The sequence below is a fragment of the Streptomyces sp. CCM_MD2014 genome (genome assembly GCF_000772045.1).
In the GTDB taxonomy this organism is placed as follows: domain Bacteria; phylum Actinomycetota; class Actinomycetes; order Streptomycetales; family Streptomycetaceae; genus Streptomyces; species Streptomyces salinarius.
The window spans coordinates 4664544-4681200 of sequence record NZ_CP009754.1 but is presented as its reverse complement, the minus strand read 5'-3'; the positions used below and the strand labels follow the sequence as shown (position 1 = coordinate 4681200).

At 72.0% G+C, this 16657-nt stretch carries 13 protein-coding genes; 1 reads left to right on the top strand and 12 read right to left on the bottom strand.

Going from position 1 to position 16657, the window contains the following annotated elements:
- Positions 1 to 2 precede the first annotated feature (2 nt).
- From NI25_RS20835 to NI25_RS39455, 4 genes are all read right to left on the bottom strand, one after another.
- A complete protein-coding gene (locus NI25_RS20835) occupies positions 3 to 1040 on the bottom strand; it encodes a hypothetical protein (RefSeq protein ID WP_061443899.1) in 1038 nt (345 codons plus the stop codon).
- Positions 1041 to 1042: 2 nt separating this feature from the next.
- The gene (locus NI25_RS20830) at positions 1043 to 2329 is read right to left on the bottom strand and encodes a hypothetical protein (RefSeq protein ID WP_324610074.1); all 1287 of its coding nucleotides are present in this window, start codon (positions 2327 to 2329) and stop codon (positions 1043 to 1045) included.
- 29 nt (positions 2330 to 2358) lie between these two features.
- Positions 2359 to 5730 carry a phage tail tape measure protein gene (locus NI25_RS20825; protein ID WP_061443897.1) on the bottom strand — a complete coding sequence of 1124 codons (3372 nt, stop codon included), beginning with the start codon at positions 5728 to 5730 and terminating at the stop codon, positions 2359 to 2361.
- 103 nt (positions 5731 to 5833) lie between these two features.
- Positions 5834 to 6310 (bottom strand): hypothetical protein, encoded by a 477-nt coding sequence (locus NI25_RS39455; protein WP_158508457.1) that lies wholly within the window; start codon positions 6308 to 6310, stop codon positions 5834 to 5836.
- 8 nt (positions 6311 to 6318) lie between these two features.
- Between NI25_RS39455 and NI25_RS39450 the strand changes: the two genes are divergently transcribed.
- Positions 6319 to 6705: a hypothetical protein gene (locus NI25_RS39450; RefSeq protein WP_158508456.1), complete on the top strand. Its 387-nt coding sequence runs from the start codon at positions 6319 to 6321 to the stop codon at positions 6703 to 6705.
- A 240-nt stretch (positions 6706 to 6945) separates the two neighbouring features.
- Here NI25_RS39450 and NI25_RS20810 read toward each other — a convergent pair whose 3' ends face one another.
- From NI25_RS20810 to NI25_RS20775, 8 genes are all read right to left on the bottom strand, one after another.
- The gene (locus NI25_RS20810; protein ID WP_061443895.1) at positions 6946 to 7323 is read right to left on the bottom strand and encodes a hypothetical protein; all 378 of its coding nucleotides are present in this window, start codon (positions 7321 to 7323) and stop codon (positions 6946 to 6948) included.
- The gene (locus tag NI25_RS20805) at positions 7320 to 7919 is read right to left on the bottom strand and encodes a hypothetical protein (RefSeq protein ID WP_061443894.1); all 600 of its coding nucleotides are present in this window, start codon (positions 7917 to 7919) and stop codon (positions 7320 to 7322) included. Before NI25_RS20805 ends, NI25_RS20810 begins: the two co-directional genes overlap by 4 nt.
- Before the next feature lie 9 nt (positions 7920 to 7928).
- A complete protein-coding gene (locus NI25_RS20800) occupies positions 7929 to 8750 on the bottom strand; it encodes a hypothetical protein (protein ID WP_061443893.1) in 822 nt (273 codons plus the stop codon).
- Entirely contained in the window at positions 8747 to 9454 is a 708-nt protein-coding gene (locus NI25_RS20795) for a hypothetical protein (RefSeq protein ID WP_061443892.1), read from the bottom strand. The genes NI25_RS20800 and NI25_RS20795 overlap by 4 nt, the downstream gene beginning before the upstream one ends.
- Positions 9455 to 9456: 2 nt before the next feature.
- Complete coding sequence (locus tag NI25_RS20790) at positions 9457 to 10158, bottom strand: hypothetical protein (protein WP_061443891.1); 702 nt, start codon at positions 10156 to 10158, stop codon at positions 9457 to 9459.
- Positions 10159 to 10312: 154 nt separating this feature from the next.
- Positions 10313 to 10630 carry a hypothetical protein gene (locus NI25_RS20785; RefSeq protein ID WP_061443890.1) on the bottom strand — a complete coding sequence of 106 codons (318 nt, stop codon included), beginning with the start codon at positions 10628 to 10630 and terminating at the stop codon, positions 10313 to 10315.
- Between the two features lie 2 nt (positions 10631 to 10632).
- The gene (locus tag NI25_RS20780) at positions 10633 to 11103 is read right to left on the bottom strand and encodes a hypothetical protein (protein ID WP_061443889.1); all 471 of its coding nucleotides are present in this window, start codon (positions 11101 to 11103) and stop codon (positions 10633 to 10635) included.
- Between the two features lie 80 nt (positions 11104 to 11183).
- The gene (locus NI25_RS20775) at positions 11184 to 16619 is read right to left on the bottom strand and encodes a hypothetical protein (protein ID WP_061443888.1); all 5436 of its coding nucleotides are present in this window, start codon (positions 16617 to 16619) and stop codon (positions 11184 to 11186) included.
- Positions 16620 to 16657 lie beyond the last annotated feature (38 nt).

Here is a 16657-nt window from a genome sequence, read left to right as displayed (position 1 = left end):
ACCTATGCCTCCGCCCCGGTCGCCGCCAACTGCACTTGCACGCTCTCCTGCCCGGGGCTGCTGTCCGTACCGCCGTCCTCGGAGACCTTGAGCCCCACGATCTTCATCCGCTGCGTGACCACCCGGCACGTGGCCTCCGTGGTGACGTCCAGGCACCAGCCCGGCACCAGCTTCGCCACGTCCACCGCGGCGTCCGGCGAAATCGTCACTTGCTGCGTGTCCACGAACACCGGCGCCGGTAGCGACGCGCGGAGCTTCGCCCGGGCGGCCGCGATGGCGGAGCCGGCCGTCTTGATAGACGTCTGCTCCTCGTACCGCTCCAGGAGCCCGTAATACGGGTCCACGCCCCCGGCCTCCCCCATCACGCCGGAGTCCTCATCCCCCGCCACGACCCACCGGGTGATGAGGTTGGAGCCGTCCTGGCCCACCACCAGCTCCTCCGGGAAGTCCGCGTCCGTCAGCCGGCCGACGCTCCCCGTGTAGTCCTCGGGCAGGAGGATGACCGTGCGGCCCACCGCGGTGTAGTCGAGGCCGGTCTCCGCCAGGTCCCGGAGGTGGTCCCCGGTCTGCCCCACGTTCACCGTGTAGGCCCGGCCGCCGGTCACCCGGGACGGGGCCACGACGTAGAGCTCATGGCCGGGGTCGTCCGGCTCGAACCCGTCCTCAATCAACCACGTGGCGATGTCCGTGAGGTCGGAGTCCCCGAAGGTCTGGGACCGGTGCGGGACACGGCGGTCCAGCCACGCCAGGATGTCCGCGGCGAAGATCTCGATCTGTCCGGCGCGCCACTCGGGTTGGATGACGGGCCCGTTCCACACAGGCTGTCCGTCCCGGAACACGTGGAGCTCGTGGCGCCAGGGCTCCACGCGCTCCAGGCGGTTGCAGCAGTCACCGGAGGGACGGATGAGCACGCGGGCGCTGGAGAACTCGTCCAGCTCCCTCGTCCACTCCACCTCCGTGAGGACGTCGGCCTCCGCGATGGTGGCGCCGCTCCGGTCCACGATGCGCGCCTGGTGCGTGCCGCAGCCCGCTTGAGCCATCGTCAGTACCCCCGTCCGGACACGCCCACGCTGATCACGGCGTTCGGTGACGGCGGGTTGGCCACGTCCGTCTCCACGCACAGGCAGTACGTCGCGCAGGACAACGGCTTGAAGGAGACCGGGAGGCCGTCCCGGCCGTACACGTCCGAACTGGACTCACACACGCCGCCGCACTCCACGGTGGCCCGGCCGATCTGCCCGTCGAGGGTGAGCGCACCGCCGGCCGGGAGGTAGCGCACGTGGTAGACGGAGTGGGGGTTGCAGCGCTGGAGCTCGGCCATCTCCTCACACGTCAGGTCCTCATCCCCGGGCGTCCGCTCGTAGAACGTCAGGGTGAGGTTCCGGATCTCCTTGTCCTCGGCCCGCACGGTGATCATGGGGACGTCCACGGACCAGCCCGGGCGGTCGGTGAGGTCCACGTCGTAGCACTCGCGCTCCGCGGCGAGCGGCATGCAGTAGCACGTGTCCGGCATGTTCGGCACGGGCGGCGCCGGCGGGCGGCAGAGCGGGTCACCGCACGCCGCCGTGGGGTCCGGGCACGGGGAGAGACGGCACTCCCCGTCACACCCCTCCTGGTCCCCGCCGCCGTGGAGGCACCAGGTGACGCACTCCGTGGACGGGTCCAGCGGAGGAGCCACCTCGAGCACGGGGACCGTGTCCGTGTAGAGCCAGGGGGTGTTGGCCGAGAGGATGAACTCCACGGTCAGGATCTCCCCGCCCGCGGAGCACGCACCGCGCCCGCACCCGTTGCCGTGCCGGGCGGTGACCGTGGGCCCGTCGACCAGGCCCACGCGCCGCATGCTCCGCCGGTGCCGTTCCGCGAACTCCTCCGGCGTCAGGTCCTCCGAGGGGCAGCAGTTGAAGAGGGTCAGGCAGTCGCCTTCGCACTCGCCGGTGGTGCATCCGGTCAGGACCTCCCCGAGCCAGTGGAGGCCGTACGCCGTGGCGCAGCAGGAGGCGCCGAGGAGGACCGCGGTGACCGTGATGGTGCGCGGGAGGACCCGCGCCGGGCCGAGGGCACCGCCGCCGGTTACCGCGGTCGTCACGGTCCGCTTCACCGGGTGCGCGTCCAGGCCGTCCACATCCAGGACCAGGAGCCCGGCGAAGTCGGCGGACTCGGGGACGGAGGGGTCGTACCAGGGCGCGGCATCCGCGGCCGGCGTCGTGTACGGGAGGTCCCCCACCATCTCCGCGGTGAACGTCTCGCACCGGCAGGCCTCCACGGAGTCCAGCGGGGAGCCCACCGTCTCCAGATAGGCCGCCAGGCGGGCGTGGTTGGCTACCTCCACGCCTCCCAGGGATAGGTACCAGTCGAGCACTAGAGCAGGCCTCCCGCCACGGCGAGGCGGGACGTGACGCGGTGCGCGGTCGTGCGCGCGTCCCCAACCTCGTTGATGGTCACGTACTGGTTCACGGTCCGGCCCGCCGTCTCCCCGCCTCCGGGCCGCGGTGGCCGGGCTCCGCCGAGGATGTCCAGGAGCCCGGACTCCTGCGCGAGCTGCCGCGCCCGCTTCGGCCGTGTCAGGGGAATGACGACCTCCGGGCCGGCCTCGCCGATCAGGGCGTGGGTCGGGCCGAGGACCACGCCGCCGTTGGCGAAGGGGAGGTATTTCTTCACGGCGGACGGGAGCCCGGATTTGATCTTGCTCATGATCTGGCCGCCGATGTTGCCGACGGCCGAGACGATCTTGCCGGGTAGGCCGCGGAAGAGGCCCACGATGCCGCTGATCAGGCTGGAGACGGCGGACCGGGCGCGGCTGGCCGCACTGGAGAACGCCGACGCCAGACGGCCGGGGAGCGCGGAGAGTGCGGAGCCGATCTTGCCGGGGAGGGCCCGGAAGAACCCGACCGCCTCCGAGATCCACCCGGAGATCCGGGACCGGGCGGAGTTGAACCCGGCAACGATGTTCCGCAGCAGGAACGAGCCGAAGGACGACAGGGCGCCACCCACCCGGCCGGGGAGCGCGGCGAAGAACCCGACGGCCTCCGAGATCCACCCGGAGATCCGGGACCGGGCGGAGTTGAACCCGGACACCAGGGCGCCGAGGAGGAACGAGCCGAAGGACGCCAGGGCGCCACCCACCCGCCCGGGGAGCGCGGCGAAGAACGCGATGGTGGAGGTGAGCGCCTGGCCGAGCCACGCCGTCACCGCCGACCAACCGGCCTGGAAGGCCGCCAGGAGCAGCGCTCCCAAACCCAGTAGGGCGTTCCAGATCCGGCCTGGCAGCTCGGTAAAGACGAAGACGATCCCTGCGACCGCGGTGAGGAGCCCGATGGCCACGTACGCCACGGCGGAGGTGAAGGCGTCCAGGAGGAGCCCGGGGAGCGCGGCCAGGCCCGCGAGGATGCGGCCGGGGAGCTGGACGAAGAAGTCGACCACCGCGGTGGTCCCGTCGCTCACCGCCTGCTTCCCGGTCTCGAAAGCGCTCGTGAAGAATCCGCCGATCTGTCCGCCCAGGGAGGAGGCGGCGGACGCGATCCGGCCGGGCAGGCCGGTGAAGAACCCGACCACGGTGTCGATCCCGGAGGAGACGGCGTCCCGCGCGGAGGCAAACGCGCCGGTGAAGACGTCGGCCAGGCCGGACGCCAGGTCCGCGCCAACCTGGGGGACGGTCTCCGTGATGAACGAGGCCACGGCGTCCCAAGCCGTCTCCAGGTACGGGAGGAGCTTGGAGCCGATCCCGGCGAGCCCGCCGGCGATAGCGGTGAGGATCAGGGATCCGATGACGGCCGGGAGCGCCGACGCACCAGCGATGATCTTGAGGAGGAGCGGGCCCCAGATGTCCACCCGCTCCCCGATCTCGAAGGCGAGATCGAAGAGGGCCGCGAACACCTTCGGGCCGTACTCCGTAATGCCCTGCTGGATGGACTCGGCGATGTGCGCGCCGGTGGCCTTGAGGTCCGGTAGGGCGTCCTCGATAGCCCGGCCGACGTCCGCGAACTGGGAAAAGTCCCCGGTAAAGAGGCCCTGAAAGGCCTGTTTGATCTCCCGGCCGATCGTCTGGAGCTTCGTCCCCAGGTCGTCCCGGAGGGCGTCACCAGCCCGGCCGGCGGCGCCGCCGAAGCCGTCCAGCTCCTTCGCCGCGTTCGTCAGGTCCAGGCTGGCGAGGGCCCCCGCCAGGTCCTCCGCTTTGGTACCGAACAACCCGACGGCGGCCTGGTTCCGCTCTAGCGGGTCCTCGATCTTCTGGAGCTCGTCGAAGATCTCGGCCAGCGCGGACCGGGCCTCCGGGCCGCCCTTCGCGAACTGGTCCGTCAGCCGCTCGGCGTCCAGGTGCATCGCCTTGAAGGCGTCGACCACCCGCTTACCGCCCTGCGCGGCCTCGATCGAGAACTCTTTGAGCGCGTCCGCGATCACGTCCGAGTCCCGGGCGCCACCGCGTAGGCCCTGCTGGATGAGGCCGAACGCCTCCTCCGCGGAAAGCCCCAACTGCCGGAACTGAGTGGGGTACTCCGTGAAGGTGTCGAGCAGGTCCTCCGCGACGTTCCCGCCCTGCTGGACGGACCGCGTCAGGAGGTCCAGGCCCTCCGTGGCGTTGTCGACCAGGCCCGTCTTCACCATCGTCCCGATGGCGCGGGCCACCTTGCCGATGTCCTCCTCCATGAGGCGCCCGAGGTCGGACACCTTCGTGGAGATCGACTCCAGCCCCGGGAGGTCGTCCGGGGCGGCCAGGCCGTTACGGAGGGCCGCCTGCACCGCGGCGGTGCCCTCCTCCACGGACTCCACCACGCCGCGGGCGTAGAGCTGCCCGACGACCCGGCCGACCTGGTTCGCGGCGGCCTCGCCGAGGCCGAGCGCGGCGCGGAGGGCCCCGGCGATCTGCTGGTGCTCGATGACCCCCTCAATGCCGGTCATGAGCACCTTGCCGATCGCCGCGGCGTACGCGGCGACGCCGGCAGCGATCGCGCCCCACGGCCCGGCGGCCAGGAGCCCGGCACGGATACCGCCCAACGCGGCGGCGCCCGCGCCGAGACCGATCCCCCCGGCCCCGCTCAACGAGCCGCGCAGAGCGTCCAGGAGCCCGCCCCCGGGATCACCGCCGCCGGGCTCCCCGAGCGTGACGGGAATGGTGATCGTGCGGGAGGCCAGATCCCGGAGCTCCGCCTCCACCCGCGCGACGTCCAGGGACACCTGTACGTGAATCCGGGGGACGTCCAGGCTGGCGAGCTCGGACCGGAGTCGGGAGAGGTCCACCTCCGCCGGGATCCTGATGGCCGGCGGGGAGACCCGGCGCAGCTCCCGCTCGATATCCCGGATCAGGGCCCGTGCGTCGGCCCGGACCTGGACCTCCGCCTGAATGCCGCGCAGGCCTCGGCGGAGGTCCCGGGCGAAGCGGCGTAGGTCCGGGGAGACGGGGACGGAGACGGCGTCACCGCCGCCCCGTCGGATGCCGCGCTGGAACTGCCGGAGGTCCGCGGTGACCGGGACGGCCACGGGCGCCATCCCGCGGATGCTGCGGCGTAGAGTCCGCTCGAACCGGCTGAGGTCCGGCTCCACGCGCGCGCCGATGGAGAGACGGCGAAGGCTCCGCTGGAGGTTGCGGGAGACGGTCCGGCCGATGTTCCGGGTGGCCCTGGTCAACGCCCGTTCGATGTCGGCGCCGATGCTGGACGCCTGACGCTCCGCGTCCGTGTCGTCCAGGTCGATCGTGATGCGGGCGCTGCCGTAGTCGATCTCATCGCCGGCCACCGGGCAACCTCACGTGTCGTGTGTGGTTGCCCGGCCCAAAACCAGCGGCGCGCCGGCCGCGCACAAGGGGGGCCGGACGTCCCCAGGTTAGCCGCTGGTCACGTCAGCCACGCGGCCCGGAGAACCGGGCGTCCTCGGCCGCTACCTGCGCCATGAGCGCCATCGCCGCGGACCGTCTCATCCCGCCCCCGCCCTCCGGCGGCGTAGCGCGCGGCGGTTCGGGGGGCGGCCCGGCCCCGGCGGTGGGCGGCGCCGCCGCCTCCTGGTCCTGGTCCTCGGCGGCCTCCGCGGGCGCGGGCCGCGCTGGTCTGGTGGCGCCGATCCGTCGGCCGCCGGCCTTCGCGCCGGGCTCGGCCCACAGCTCCAGCCGGACCCGTTCGAGGGCGGCCTCGTCCTCCGCGTGGGAGTAGATGTACGCCTCCGCCGCGTTGAGGAGCCGTCTCAGCGTCCAGCCGTGCGGGTCGACCCCTTTGAGCGCGAGGTTCCCGTCGAACGCTTCCCAGCCTTCGGTGAGGGCCTTGCAGAGGCGCCAGGCGACGTAGGAGGGCGCTTGCCTCCGGCGTAGAGCTCCACGGTCCACTCCAGGAGTTGGAGGAGGACGCGCTCCGGGAGGCGAAGGCCCCACTGCGGTTTGGCACCGTCGATGCCGTCGGCGTACGCCGCGGCCTCACCCCACGACTGGAAGGACTCCAGCACCTCGCCGCCCTTGACGACGTCCACGCGGGTCAGGAGCACCGCCGACTCCGGGACGGCCAGGCGGGCGAGGAAGATACGGAGGCCGCCGGTGACCTTCCGGAGCTGTTCCACGTCCCCCGACTGGAGCTCATCGACGTCCACGCCGCTCTCCGACTGCTGCGCCTCGCGGAACTCCGCGTACGCGTCCAGGTACTCGTCCCCCATGACTTCCGCCTGGAACTGGAGCTCCAGCTCCGCCCCGATCTCCGCGACGTGCGGCTCGGTGTTGAGCGCGAATGACTTCCTCACGGGCTCGCCCCTCATGCCTCCGACGCGCCGTCACCCGGCCCACAACCAGCAGTGAACGCGTCCAGGGGCAGAGGGTAGCCGGGCCCGGGCGGGGCGTGAGACGACACGGAGGCCGCTCCCCGCCCTCCCGGCATGAGGGGCCCCCGGCCAGGCCGGGGTAAAGGGGAGCGGCCTCCGCCGCTGCACTGATCAGCTCCCGGCAGGCTGGCACGAGGCCCGGGCGGGGGTCAACTACCGGCCGGCGCGTAGGGCGCGTTCGAGGAAGTTGTTTGCATCCGTGCCCGGGTGGCGGACGAGTTTCGTGTAGACGACCCGGCCGCCGACCTGGAACCGGAGGTACGTCCGGCGACGCGGCCGGATGAGGTGCGGGGGCGTGCCGTCCAGGACAAAGCGGACGGCCGGGTGGTCGCACGTGATGACGCCTTGGAGGCCGCGCCGGCTCTCCACCACGTCCCAGTCCACGTAATCCCCCATCGAGCCCGGAGCCTCCCGGGCTGCGATGCCGGCGACCTTCCGTGTCTTCTCACGGAGGCGCCGCTCCACGGGCCCGTTGCGGAGCCGGAGGAGCCGGGCCAGGGCACCAGGGTTCACCCGCACTTGAACGCTCATGACGTGCCGTCCTCCCCGGGGCAGGGCCCGCAGCCGGGCAGGGCCACGGTGACGCGTTGCTCCACGCCCACGCAACCGCCTTCCGGCCCGATCATCCGTTGCGCGCCGATCATGAACCGGCGTGGCTTGCGCGGGTTGGGGCCGATACCGGGAAGGCAGCACCAGAGCGCGGAGTAGACGGTGGAGGCGTCCACGTGAAGGACCCGCGCGGCCTCCGCCTGCTCCTCACACGTGGGCGGACACCCCTCCTCGTCCGGGATCGGCGCGCACCGCAGGAGGGTGACGATGAGCTCCACGGCAGTGAGCGGGGGCGGGGTGCAGCCGCGGACACCCTGGACGCTCCGGTCCTCCGCCGGGAAGGCATGACTGGCGGGGTAGATCCGTGCCACGGACACGGTGAGCTGCCCGGGTTCCCCGCCGTCGGTGCAGTCGTCGGGGCCGCACCCGTCCCACGCCACCACGCCGGGGACGACACACGCCCGGCACGGGCACCCGGGCTGCCCGGGGACCTCCTCGGCCACCGCGTCCAGGGCCGCACACACGCAGCCGAGGACGGCCTCCGCCAGGTCATGGACACTGAACGGCTTCAAGGGCATGCGGGTCTCCTACGGGGGCCAGGTGGTGACGCGCGGGCGCTTGAAGTCCGGGCTATGGACACGGCCCGGGGAACGCAGGCCGTAGGGATTCACGGCCTTGAGCCACATGTCCGTGGTGGAGAGGCCGGTGAGGCCTTCCGCGTAGAGCAGCGTGACGTCCTGGCGCTCGATCTCCACGCCCTGGCGCGTCGTCCGGGTCACGCGGGGGTTCGCCTTGCAGCCGCATCCGCCGGCGCCCGGGCCACACCCCTTGAGGAGGTGGCACACCAACTCCGACACCGCGGCGATCGCGGCGGCCTCCAGGGGTAGGCCCCACCGGTAGGTGACGGTGAGGGTGCCGGGCGCGCCTTCCGGCTCGGCCATCTCCTGGCACTTCGGCCACTGCTGGCCGCCGAGGCGGACCAGCTTGCCCGGGGCGTCCACCCGGTACTCCAGCCCCGGCGTGAGGATGGTCCCGCCGTCGTTGACCTCCAGGACGTCATAGACGGGGCCGGGAAGGTAGAGCTCGGAGAGCTCTCCGCAGGAGCAGGAGCTCTTACAGCCGCACAGCGACGCGTTACGCCACACGCCGAAGGAGTCGATGTACGGCACCCACCCGCCCACGGACGCCCCGGAGACGGCCTGGAAGGAGATAGGGCCGGCCGTGTCCAAGCACGAGCGGGAGCACGGCCTCACGGTCACCGGGCACGGCCCCCACCGCATCCCGGAGAGGTACCAGAGGATCGTGGAGGCGACCCGTGTCCAGTGCTCCACGTCCTCCGGGTCCCGGTCCTCCACGTCACAGCACAGGCGCGTGGGCCAGGGATCGCACGGCCCTACCTGGAGGCTCACCGACGGCGCCCCTTCTCGTACGGGCTCGGCTGGAAGAACGCTTGACGGAGGTAGCGGCCCACCATGCCGTGGGCGAAGGAGTCCGGCATGGTCGAGAGGAACCCGCTGGAGGTGTCGTAGCCGGGACCGCGACTGAGGACCTTGACGTCCCGCATCCGCTCCCCGCCGATCCCGGCCAGGACGCCGTACGCGGTCCGCTTGTGGATGACGTCGAGGTGGCGGCCGGCCTCCAGCGCGGCGAGCATCCCGCCCTTCGCGATTGGGAGGGGGACGTGGAGCTCGTAGGAGACCGGGTCCGGGTGGCCGAGCTCCACCAGGAGATCCCGGGTCTCCCGGAGCCCGCGGAGGTACCGGCCGTTCCCCCTGGTCGCGTAGTACGCCTCCACCTCCGCCACGGGCCCACGGTGGAACACGGGCAGGCTCGTGCGGCGGCGGAGGACGAAGAAGTCGTCGTTGCAGTAGATGAACGGGTCGGAGACGTCCGGGTGGAGGCAGGCCGCCGCCACCGCGGACGTCGTGTTCTGGTACTTCGTCCCGGCCTGCCGGGTGGGGATGTGCTCGACCCCCGTAGCCCATGCCGGACGTCCCCCGATCAGCCACACCCGCCGGTGCGGGAGGTTCGCTGACCAGCTCCGCAGGGCGTAGCGGAGCTGTTCGTTCGCGGCGCCCTCCCGCACCGGTACCACGATGTCGAGCGCGCTCATGGTCAGGAGGCCATGCAGTACTCGCCGGCCACCGGGATGTAGGTGGTCGACGGCTCGGGCGGCGGGGTGGAGGTGATGAACATGCGGCGGTGGCACGAGGAGCCGAGCGGGGTGAGCATCGGGCCGGGGGTGCCGGCGGCGTCCTGCGGCTGGACGTCGTAGGGGCCGGTGCCCCACTTCCCGCCCGCGCGGGTGGCGCCGGTGAGCTCCAGGTTCACGGCTTCGTTGGCGAGCTCCAGGTCCCCGATCATGCCGTTCGTGATCCACGGCAAGACGAAGTAGACCCAGGCGCCTTCCGCGGCCTCGTCCTCACACACGTCCTCGCCCAGGACGTCCGTCCAGACCTCCAAGGCAAAGCCCGTGTTGCAGGGGATGGAGCAGGAGTCGAAGCCGATCGGGTTGCCAGCGTAGTCGAAGTAGACCGGGGACCCCGTCATGATCTCCATGAGCTCCGGGGAGGCCTGGAAGAACGTGAAGGTCAGGTCATACCCGTTCAGAGTCGGGCAACCGCGCTTGAATCCGCATTGCCTCCCGTTGGCGGCGGTAAAGACGATGTCTTCCCCGTCCTCCACGTTCGCGGCCATGGCGACGGAGGCGAAGCAGTCGGTGACGTATGAGGAGTCGTCACCACAGACGGGACGGCCGCAGCCGTCAACGCGGGTGACCCGGACGGTGGCCGCGTTCGAGATGAGCGGAGCTGCCACGGTGGAGCCTCCAACAAAGGAAGTTGGACGGCTCGGCCCTAAACCAGCAGGCGTAACAAACGTGGTGTCAGCCCGGCCCAGAACCAGCAGCTACCAGGAGTCTAGCCGGGCCCCCACGCGCCCGGGCGGCTCTGCGCGCCCGCCCGGGCAGGGGTCAGGGCGCGGCGACCGCGTGAGCGTGGACGGTGACCCCGGCCGCCGGCCCGCCCACGGCCAGGACCCCGATCCCGAGGAGCGTCACACCGGTGGAGGCCTGGACGTTCACCGTCGTGGCCGCCGCGGTGTTCCCGGTGATCGAGTGCACGCGGAACCCGGCCGCGCCCTGGAGGCCGATGGTGACGACGGGCGGTGCGGCGAACGCCCCCGGCGGCCAGGTGAAGGTGACGTTCCCGGAGCCGTCCGTGACACCCCGGGCGGCCTCCACCCGGGGCCCGGGCGGCCGGGCGTAGGAGCCGTCCGTCCCCGCTGCCACGGCTACGCCTCCCGCGTGCTGGAGACGACCAGGTCCTCACCGGCCTCCGCGGTGAACACGAACGCGTCCGCCAGTGCCTCCCCGAGGTTCCCGCCCCGGTTCACGCCCCAGGAGAGCGACGTCCCCGGAAGGAGCGTCACGGCCGGGCCGCCGCCGATGGCCACGGTGGGCTCCCCGGCGTACACGAGGACGGTGACGGAGCGGGCGCCGGCGTCGATGGTGACTGCGCCGGCGTCGGTCTGCCTCTGGACGGTGGACGTGATCTCCGGGTTCACGGCCGGGGCGCCGCACCGGACCACTTCGCCGGTCGGCGCGTACGGGGTGACGCCGTCCAGTTCCGTGTCCGTGACGGTCGGGGCGCCGCTCCCGGTGTTCGTGTAGCGGCGGAGGAACTGGTCTCCGGTCTCGTCACAGAGGACGGCGTACTCCGCGTCCGTGGAGGCGGCGGCCACGCTGCCGTTGGTACCGGACATGAGGGGACTCCTCTACTGGTGAGGGAAGGGAAGGCCGTCCCGCGGGCCCGCCGCACACAGAGCGGGCCCGCGGGACGGGGTCAGGAGGTTCGGGTCCACGTAACGGTGATCACGCCGTCCACGGCGTCCACCGTGAGCGGGCCGACGAGGGCGGCGTCCGTCTCCTTGTTGATGGACCAGGACACGGACTCCCCCTGGAAGAGGGTGGAGACGCCGTCCCCGGTGGTGATCAGGCCGTCCCCGGTGTGCGCGGTCAGCGTGACGGAGCGCAGGGACGCCACCGTCGAGGCGTCCCACGACTGCCCCGGGGCCAGCTGCACGCGGTGCGCCTGGACGGAGACGACCGGCTCCGGGCCCGGGTCGGCCGTCTCGCAGTCCACCGGAGCGACCGGCGTGTACGGGGCGGACAGGTCCTCCGTGTAGGTGCCCACGGAGGTGAGGACGCCTTCACAGTCGACGGCCAGGAGCTCCACGTACCCGGTGTCCGCGACGCCGTCGCCGTCCGTGTCGTCACACCGGCAGGCGGAGAGCATGTTCCGGCTCGGGCACTCCTCCTCCGGCGCGCACGTGCCCACCTCACCGGCCGGCGTGTACGGCGTCGCGCCGTCCAGGAGGGTGTCCAGGACGGCCGGGGCGGTCGCCGCGGCCATGTAGACCAGGTGCCGGAGGAACGGCGTAGAGGTGCCGTCCTCGGCGACGTCGCAGAGGGCCAGGAGCTCCACGTCCTGGCCGTCCTCGCGCGGCTGGCACACGCCCACGGTGCCGCTCGGTGTGTACGCGGAGAACGCGTCTAGGCCCGTGTCCAGGACGACGGAGACCTGCCCGCCCGTCCCGTAGGTGATGTGCCGGAGGAACGGCACGGTGGTGCCGTCCTCGGCGACGTCACAGAGCGCCACGGTCTCCACGTCCAGGCCGGCGCCGCCGCCCGTACCGCAGCCCGTACCGCACGGGACGAGGTCACCCTCCGGGGCGTCGGTCTCCACCCCTTGGGCGTCCAGCCACGACACGGTCACGGAGCCGTCGCACTGCTGGTTGTAGACCTTCGTGAACTGGACCTCTTCGCAGGCCTGCGCCGGGCCGAGGATCCATTGCCGGCCCTCGGCGTCCACCACGGTCATGGGGCCGTACACGGTCTGTGTGCCGCCGGTGGAGCCGACGAACCACGCGCACCCGTCGGCTTCCTGCGCGCTCCAGTTGGCGCCGGACGGGTCCAGGTTGGTCAGGGCCAGTGCCCAGTTGTGGTGCATGCCCGGGTTGGCGGTGGTGCCCTCGCCGCAGGGGCCGCCGTTGAAGGCTCGACCGCCGCCCTCGCCGATGACTTCCTCCCCGTCCACGACCCACGAGGTGATCGTCAGAGCGCCCGTGGTCGGCTGGCACGGGAACTGCCCGTTCGGGCCCTGCACCGACCCGCACTTGCCGGGCACCCCGTTGATCGTTGAGGTGTTGTCGTAGCCGGCCTCCGTGCGGGTCACGGCGCCCACGCACTCCGTGGAGAACGCCGTGGGACACGGCGGGTCCTGGCAGAGGACCAGTTCCGCGCCGTCCGGGAGCTCCACCGGGTCCCCGGTCGTCGGGTCCGTGAGGCGCTGCTCCGTGCGGTCGCCGGACTGGTCGTCGTAGACGCGCTCCACCACGACCTGGCCGGTGATCTCCCCGTCCGCGTCGCGGATGCACATGACGTCCGACTCGACGTCGACCCGGAGCTCCGGTGGTGGCTGTTCGCAGCACTCCGACGTCGGGGTGCACTGGCCGACCTCGCCCGTCACCTCGTACGGCTCGCCGTCCAAGGTGGTGTCGGTGGTTGAGATGACGTCGCCGGTCTCGCAGTCCACCGTCTGACGGCGCATGAACTGGACCGTCTTCGGGAGCGCGATGTCCAGCCTGCCCACGACGTTGTTGACGCCGTTGACGTCACGGACCTCGATCTCCACCGTGTTCGCGCCGGCGGTGACCGGGATCTCCGCCGTGCCGCTGGTGGCGGGCTGGTTCCACTGCCCGTACATGCCGGCGTCGATGCCGTTGATGCGGACGCGGGCGCCGCCGTCGCCGCGGAAGCCGATGCTCTGGGCGATCGCGACGCCGTCCTCGGGGGCCGTGAAGGTCTTGCGGAGCACCCACCGGACGGGCGCGCTGTCGTAGCCCTGCCAGGAGCCGCCGCCGTATCCGCCGTACTGGTCGGCGCGGGCGCCGAGGGCCGGATACCCGTACGGCGTGCCGTAGCGGGCCGGGTAGGGCAGCGGCGCCTCCGGCGGTGCGTCCGCGTGGTAACCGGTGAAGGAGACAACCTCCCAGCCGTCATCGTCCGGCCGGTTGGCCGGGTCGAAGACGGTGATCAGGTCCGCGGCCGACGTGTCGCACAGGAGCGTGGAGGAGCTGTCCCGGCACGGCTCCGACGCCGCGCAGTCGACTGCCTCACCGGCCAGCACGTACGGGGTGACGCCGTCCAGCTCGGTATCGAGCACGAAGGGCGGTACGGCGCCGTCGCTGTAGATGAGGTGCCGGAGGAACGGCACCGGGTCCGCGCCCTCCGTGGGGGTGTCGCAGAGCTGGAGGACTTCGACGTCCGGTCCCGGTTCCGTCCCGCCGCCGCTGCCGGTGGCGCACACGGTGACCTGGCCAGCCGGGGTGTAGGGGTCGCCGTCCACGCTGGTGTCGGTGACGGACAGGGCAGAGCCGTCGCAGGCCCGGCAGATCGTGCGGAGGAACGGTGTCCTTGTGCCCGCGGGTGGCGGGGGCGGCGGGGGCACGATCGTCACTCCGGCGAAGGACAGCCGCGAGCAGCTGGTGCCGCCGCCGGTGTTGAAGATCTCGTAGGCGATCGTGGCGGGCGGGTTGTCCCAGTACAGCTCGCCGGTGCTGTTGTCCTCGGTCGGGATGATCCGGTCGTGGCTGGCGTTCCATACGGCGGTGCCGCCCAGCCGGGTGGGCTCCGGGGTGCCGGTGAGGATCGCGACCGGTTCGAAGCCGTCGAAGTCGAGCAGGTCTACGCGCAGGAAGTCGACCTGTTGGGCGACCTCGTCCAGCGTCAGGTGGTACTGCGCGGTGTTGGAAAAGATCAGGTCGTTGATGTCGAAGTCACCGCACGCCCCGCCTGCCGCGCGGCTCACGTTGACGTGGACGGTGCCCACCGTGCTGGGGTCGTCCTGCGGCGAGATCGTGAAGATGAAGTCCGTGTGCTGCCCAGCAGTTGCGGGGTCCTCGACCACGCTCACCGTGGTCCACGGCACTTCGGTTCCTTCGCCCGGTGACTCCTCCTCGTCGGGCTGGACGTCGCACAGGGTCAGCGTCTCGCAGTGCCGGCACTCCCCGGCGTCGCTTCCGGTGGCGGTGCACTGGCTGACCTCCCCGGCCGCCGTGTACGGCTGTCCGTCCAGGGTGGTGTCCGTGACGCTGACGATGTCTCCGGTGACGCAGTCCGTCACCAGGGTCCGCAGGAACTGGACCGGCTCCGGGCTGGCGCATTCCTCGCCGGTCCCGAAGACGTAGTCCGCGGTGAAGCCATCGGTCGTCCATGCCTTCCCGCCGCTCTGGAACGTCTCCAGGGAGAGCACCAGCGTCACGGTTCCGGCGGCCAGGTCGGCGGCCGGGACGGTGCCGCTGACGACGAGGACGCCGTCATAGCCGGACACGGTGTCCGTCGGCGGGGCGTCCAGGGCGATGTCCGTGCCGGAGCCGTCGACGAGGTGGAACGCGCCCGGGTAGCCGCCGGCGTCGGTCGGGCCGTCGAGGTGGACGTGCACCGACGCGGTCACGGTGGCCGTGCCGTCGTCGCACGCCGGCCGGTCGGCCTGGAGGGTGGCGGCGACGCTGCGGTACACCTGCGAGCCGTCGCCCGCCGTCGCGTCCGGGTCCGCGGGGAACACCAGCGTTCCGCCGGACCACAGGTCGGCCCCGCCTCCCGGCAGGGCGACGTGCGCGCCTCCGGCGGGCAGCGGGGCGGGCGGGACGAGATCCGTCGCGGTCGGCTCGCCCTCGGCGGGGACGGGCTCCTCAGGCTCGGCCTGCGTGTCGCACAGGAGCAGCGTCGTGCTGTTGCGGCACGGTTCCGGCTCCACAGCGCAGGCGATGATCTGGTGTCCGGCCGGGAGGGTGTCGTCGTAGCGGGCGCCGTCCTGGTCGAGGTAGTAGATCGTGGCGCCGCCGTCCTCGATCACCCGCGTCCACGTCATCACCTCCGTGGGGGCGGAGTTGGCGATGACGCACACCTCCTGCACGGTGCGCCCGCTTCCGTCCCCGCCGCCGCTGCTCCCGCACGGGGCGCAGCAGCCCTCCGGGCGCAGCGAGACCGCGGCGAAGGAGAGGCTGGAGCAGGAGTTGCCGCCGCCGGTGTTCCCGACCCGGTAGGACCAGGAGGCCGGCGGGCCGTCGTAGTACATCTCGCCCGTGCCGTTGGACTCGGTCGGGCGGATCGTCGTGCCGTCCCAGTACGCGGTTCCGCCGAGCCGGGACGGCGGCGGGTTCAGGCCGGTGACCGGCTCGAAGGTGTCGAAGTCGATCAAGTCGCAGCGCACGTAGGTGGCCGCGTCCTGGAGCGCCTGGTCCGGCGTGAACGTGTACGTGCACGGGTTGCGGAAGTTGTACGAGGGCGGGGTGCCGGGGCATGCGGTGTTCGCGGTGGCCGTGGTGGTGACCGTGACCGTGCCCACCGTTGCCGGGTCGTCGATCGGCGAGAGGGTGTAGATGAGGCCGCGGCCGACCGGGCTGGCCGGGTCCGGCTGGATGTCCACGACCTCCCAGGGAACTTCCACCATGGCCGGGACGCCGCCGGAGCCGCAGTCCACGGCCTCGACGGGCGTGTACGGGGTGGTGCCGTCCGTGGTGGTGTCGCGGGTCTCCGCAAGGGCACCGGTGCAGTCGTGGACGAGGTGCCGCAGGAACGGGATGGCGCACCGCTTGCCCTCGTCGTCCGGGGGTGCGTCGGGGTTGAGGTCGCACAGGCGCAGCACGGTGACGGTCGACGCGCACGGCTCCACGGGCTCGGTCTGGGGGCCGCAGACGCCGACGGTGCCGGACGGCGTGTACGGGTCCCCGTCCAGGGTGTAGTCGGTGTGCCCGACCACCGCGCCGGACTCGTCCCGCGCGTAGTCCCGCAGGAACGGCACGCTGGTGATCGCGCCGGACTCGTCATCGGTGGTGTCGCAGAGCTGGAGCATGTCCCGCTCCGGCGCCTCGACCCCGGCGGGGCAGGTGGTCACCTCGCCCTGCGGGGTGTAGGTGGTCCCGGTGACGGCGTCGACCAGGCGCACGGACGCGATCGAGCCGTCGGCGGCGTACTGGTACTCGACGAGGACCAGGCCGGCGACCGTGCCGTCCTCCAGGACGTCACAGAAGGTGCCGTTCGTCGTGATGGACCGGCTGTCGCCGCACGCGATGGTCCCGGCCGGTGGCGGACCGGACGACCACGCGCCCGTGGTGAGGTCGATCCATCCCTCGCTGGTGACGGTGCCGGCGCAGTCCCGTACGACGGTGACCGCGATCGGGGAGCCGTCCGCGAGGCAGAGGCCGACCGTGGCCACGGGCTGTGTCGGGCTGTCACATGCCGACACGTCCGGGC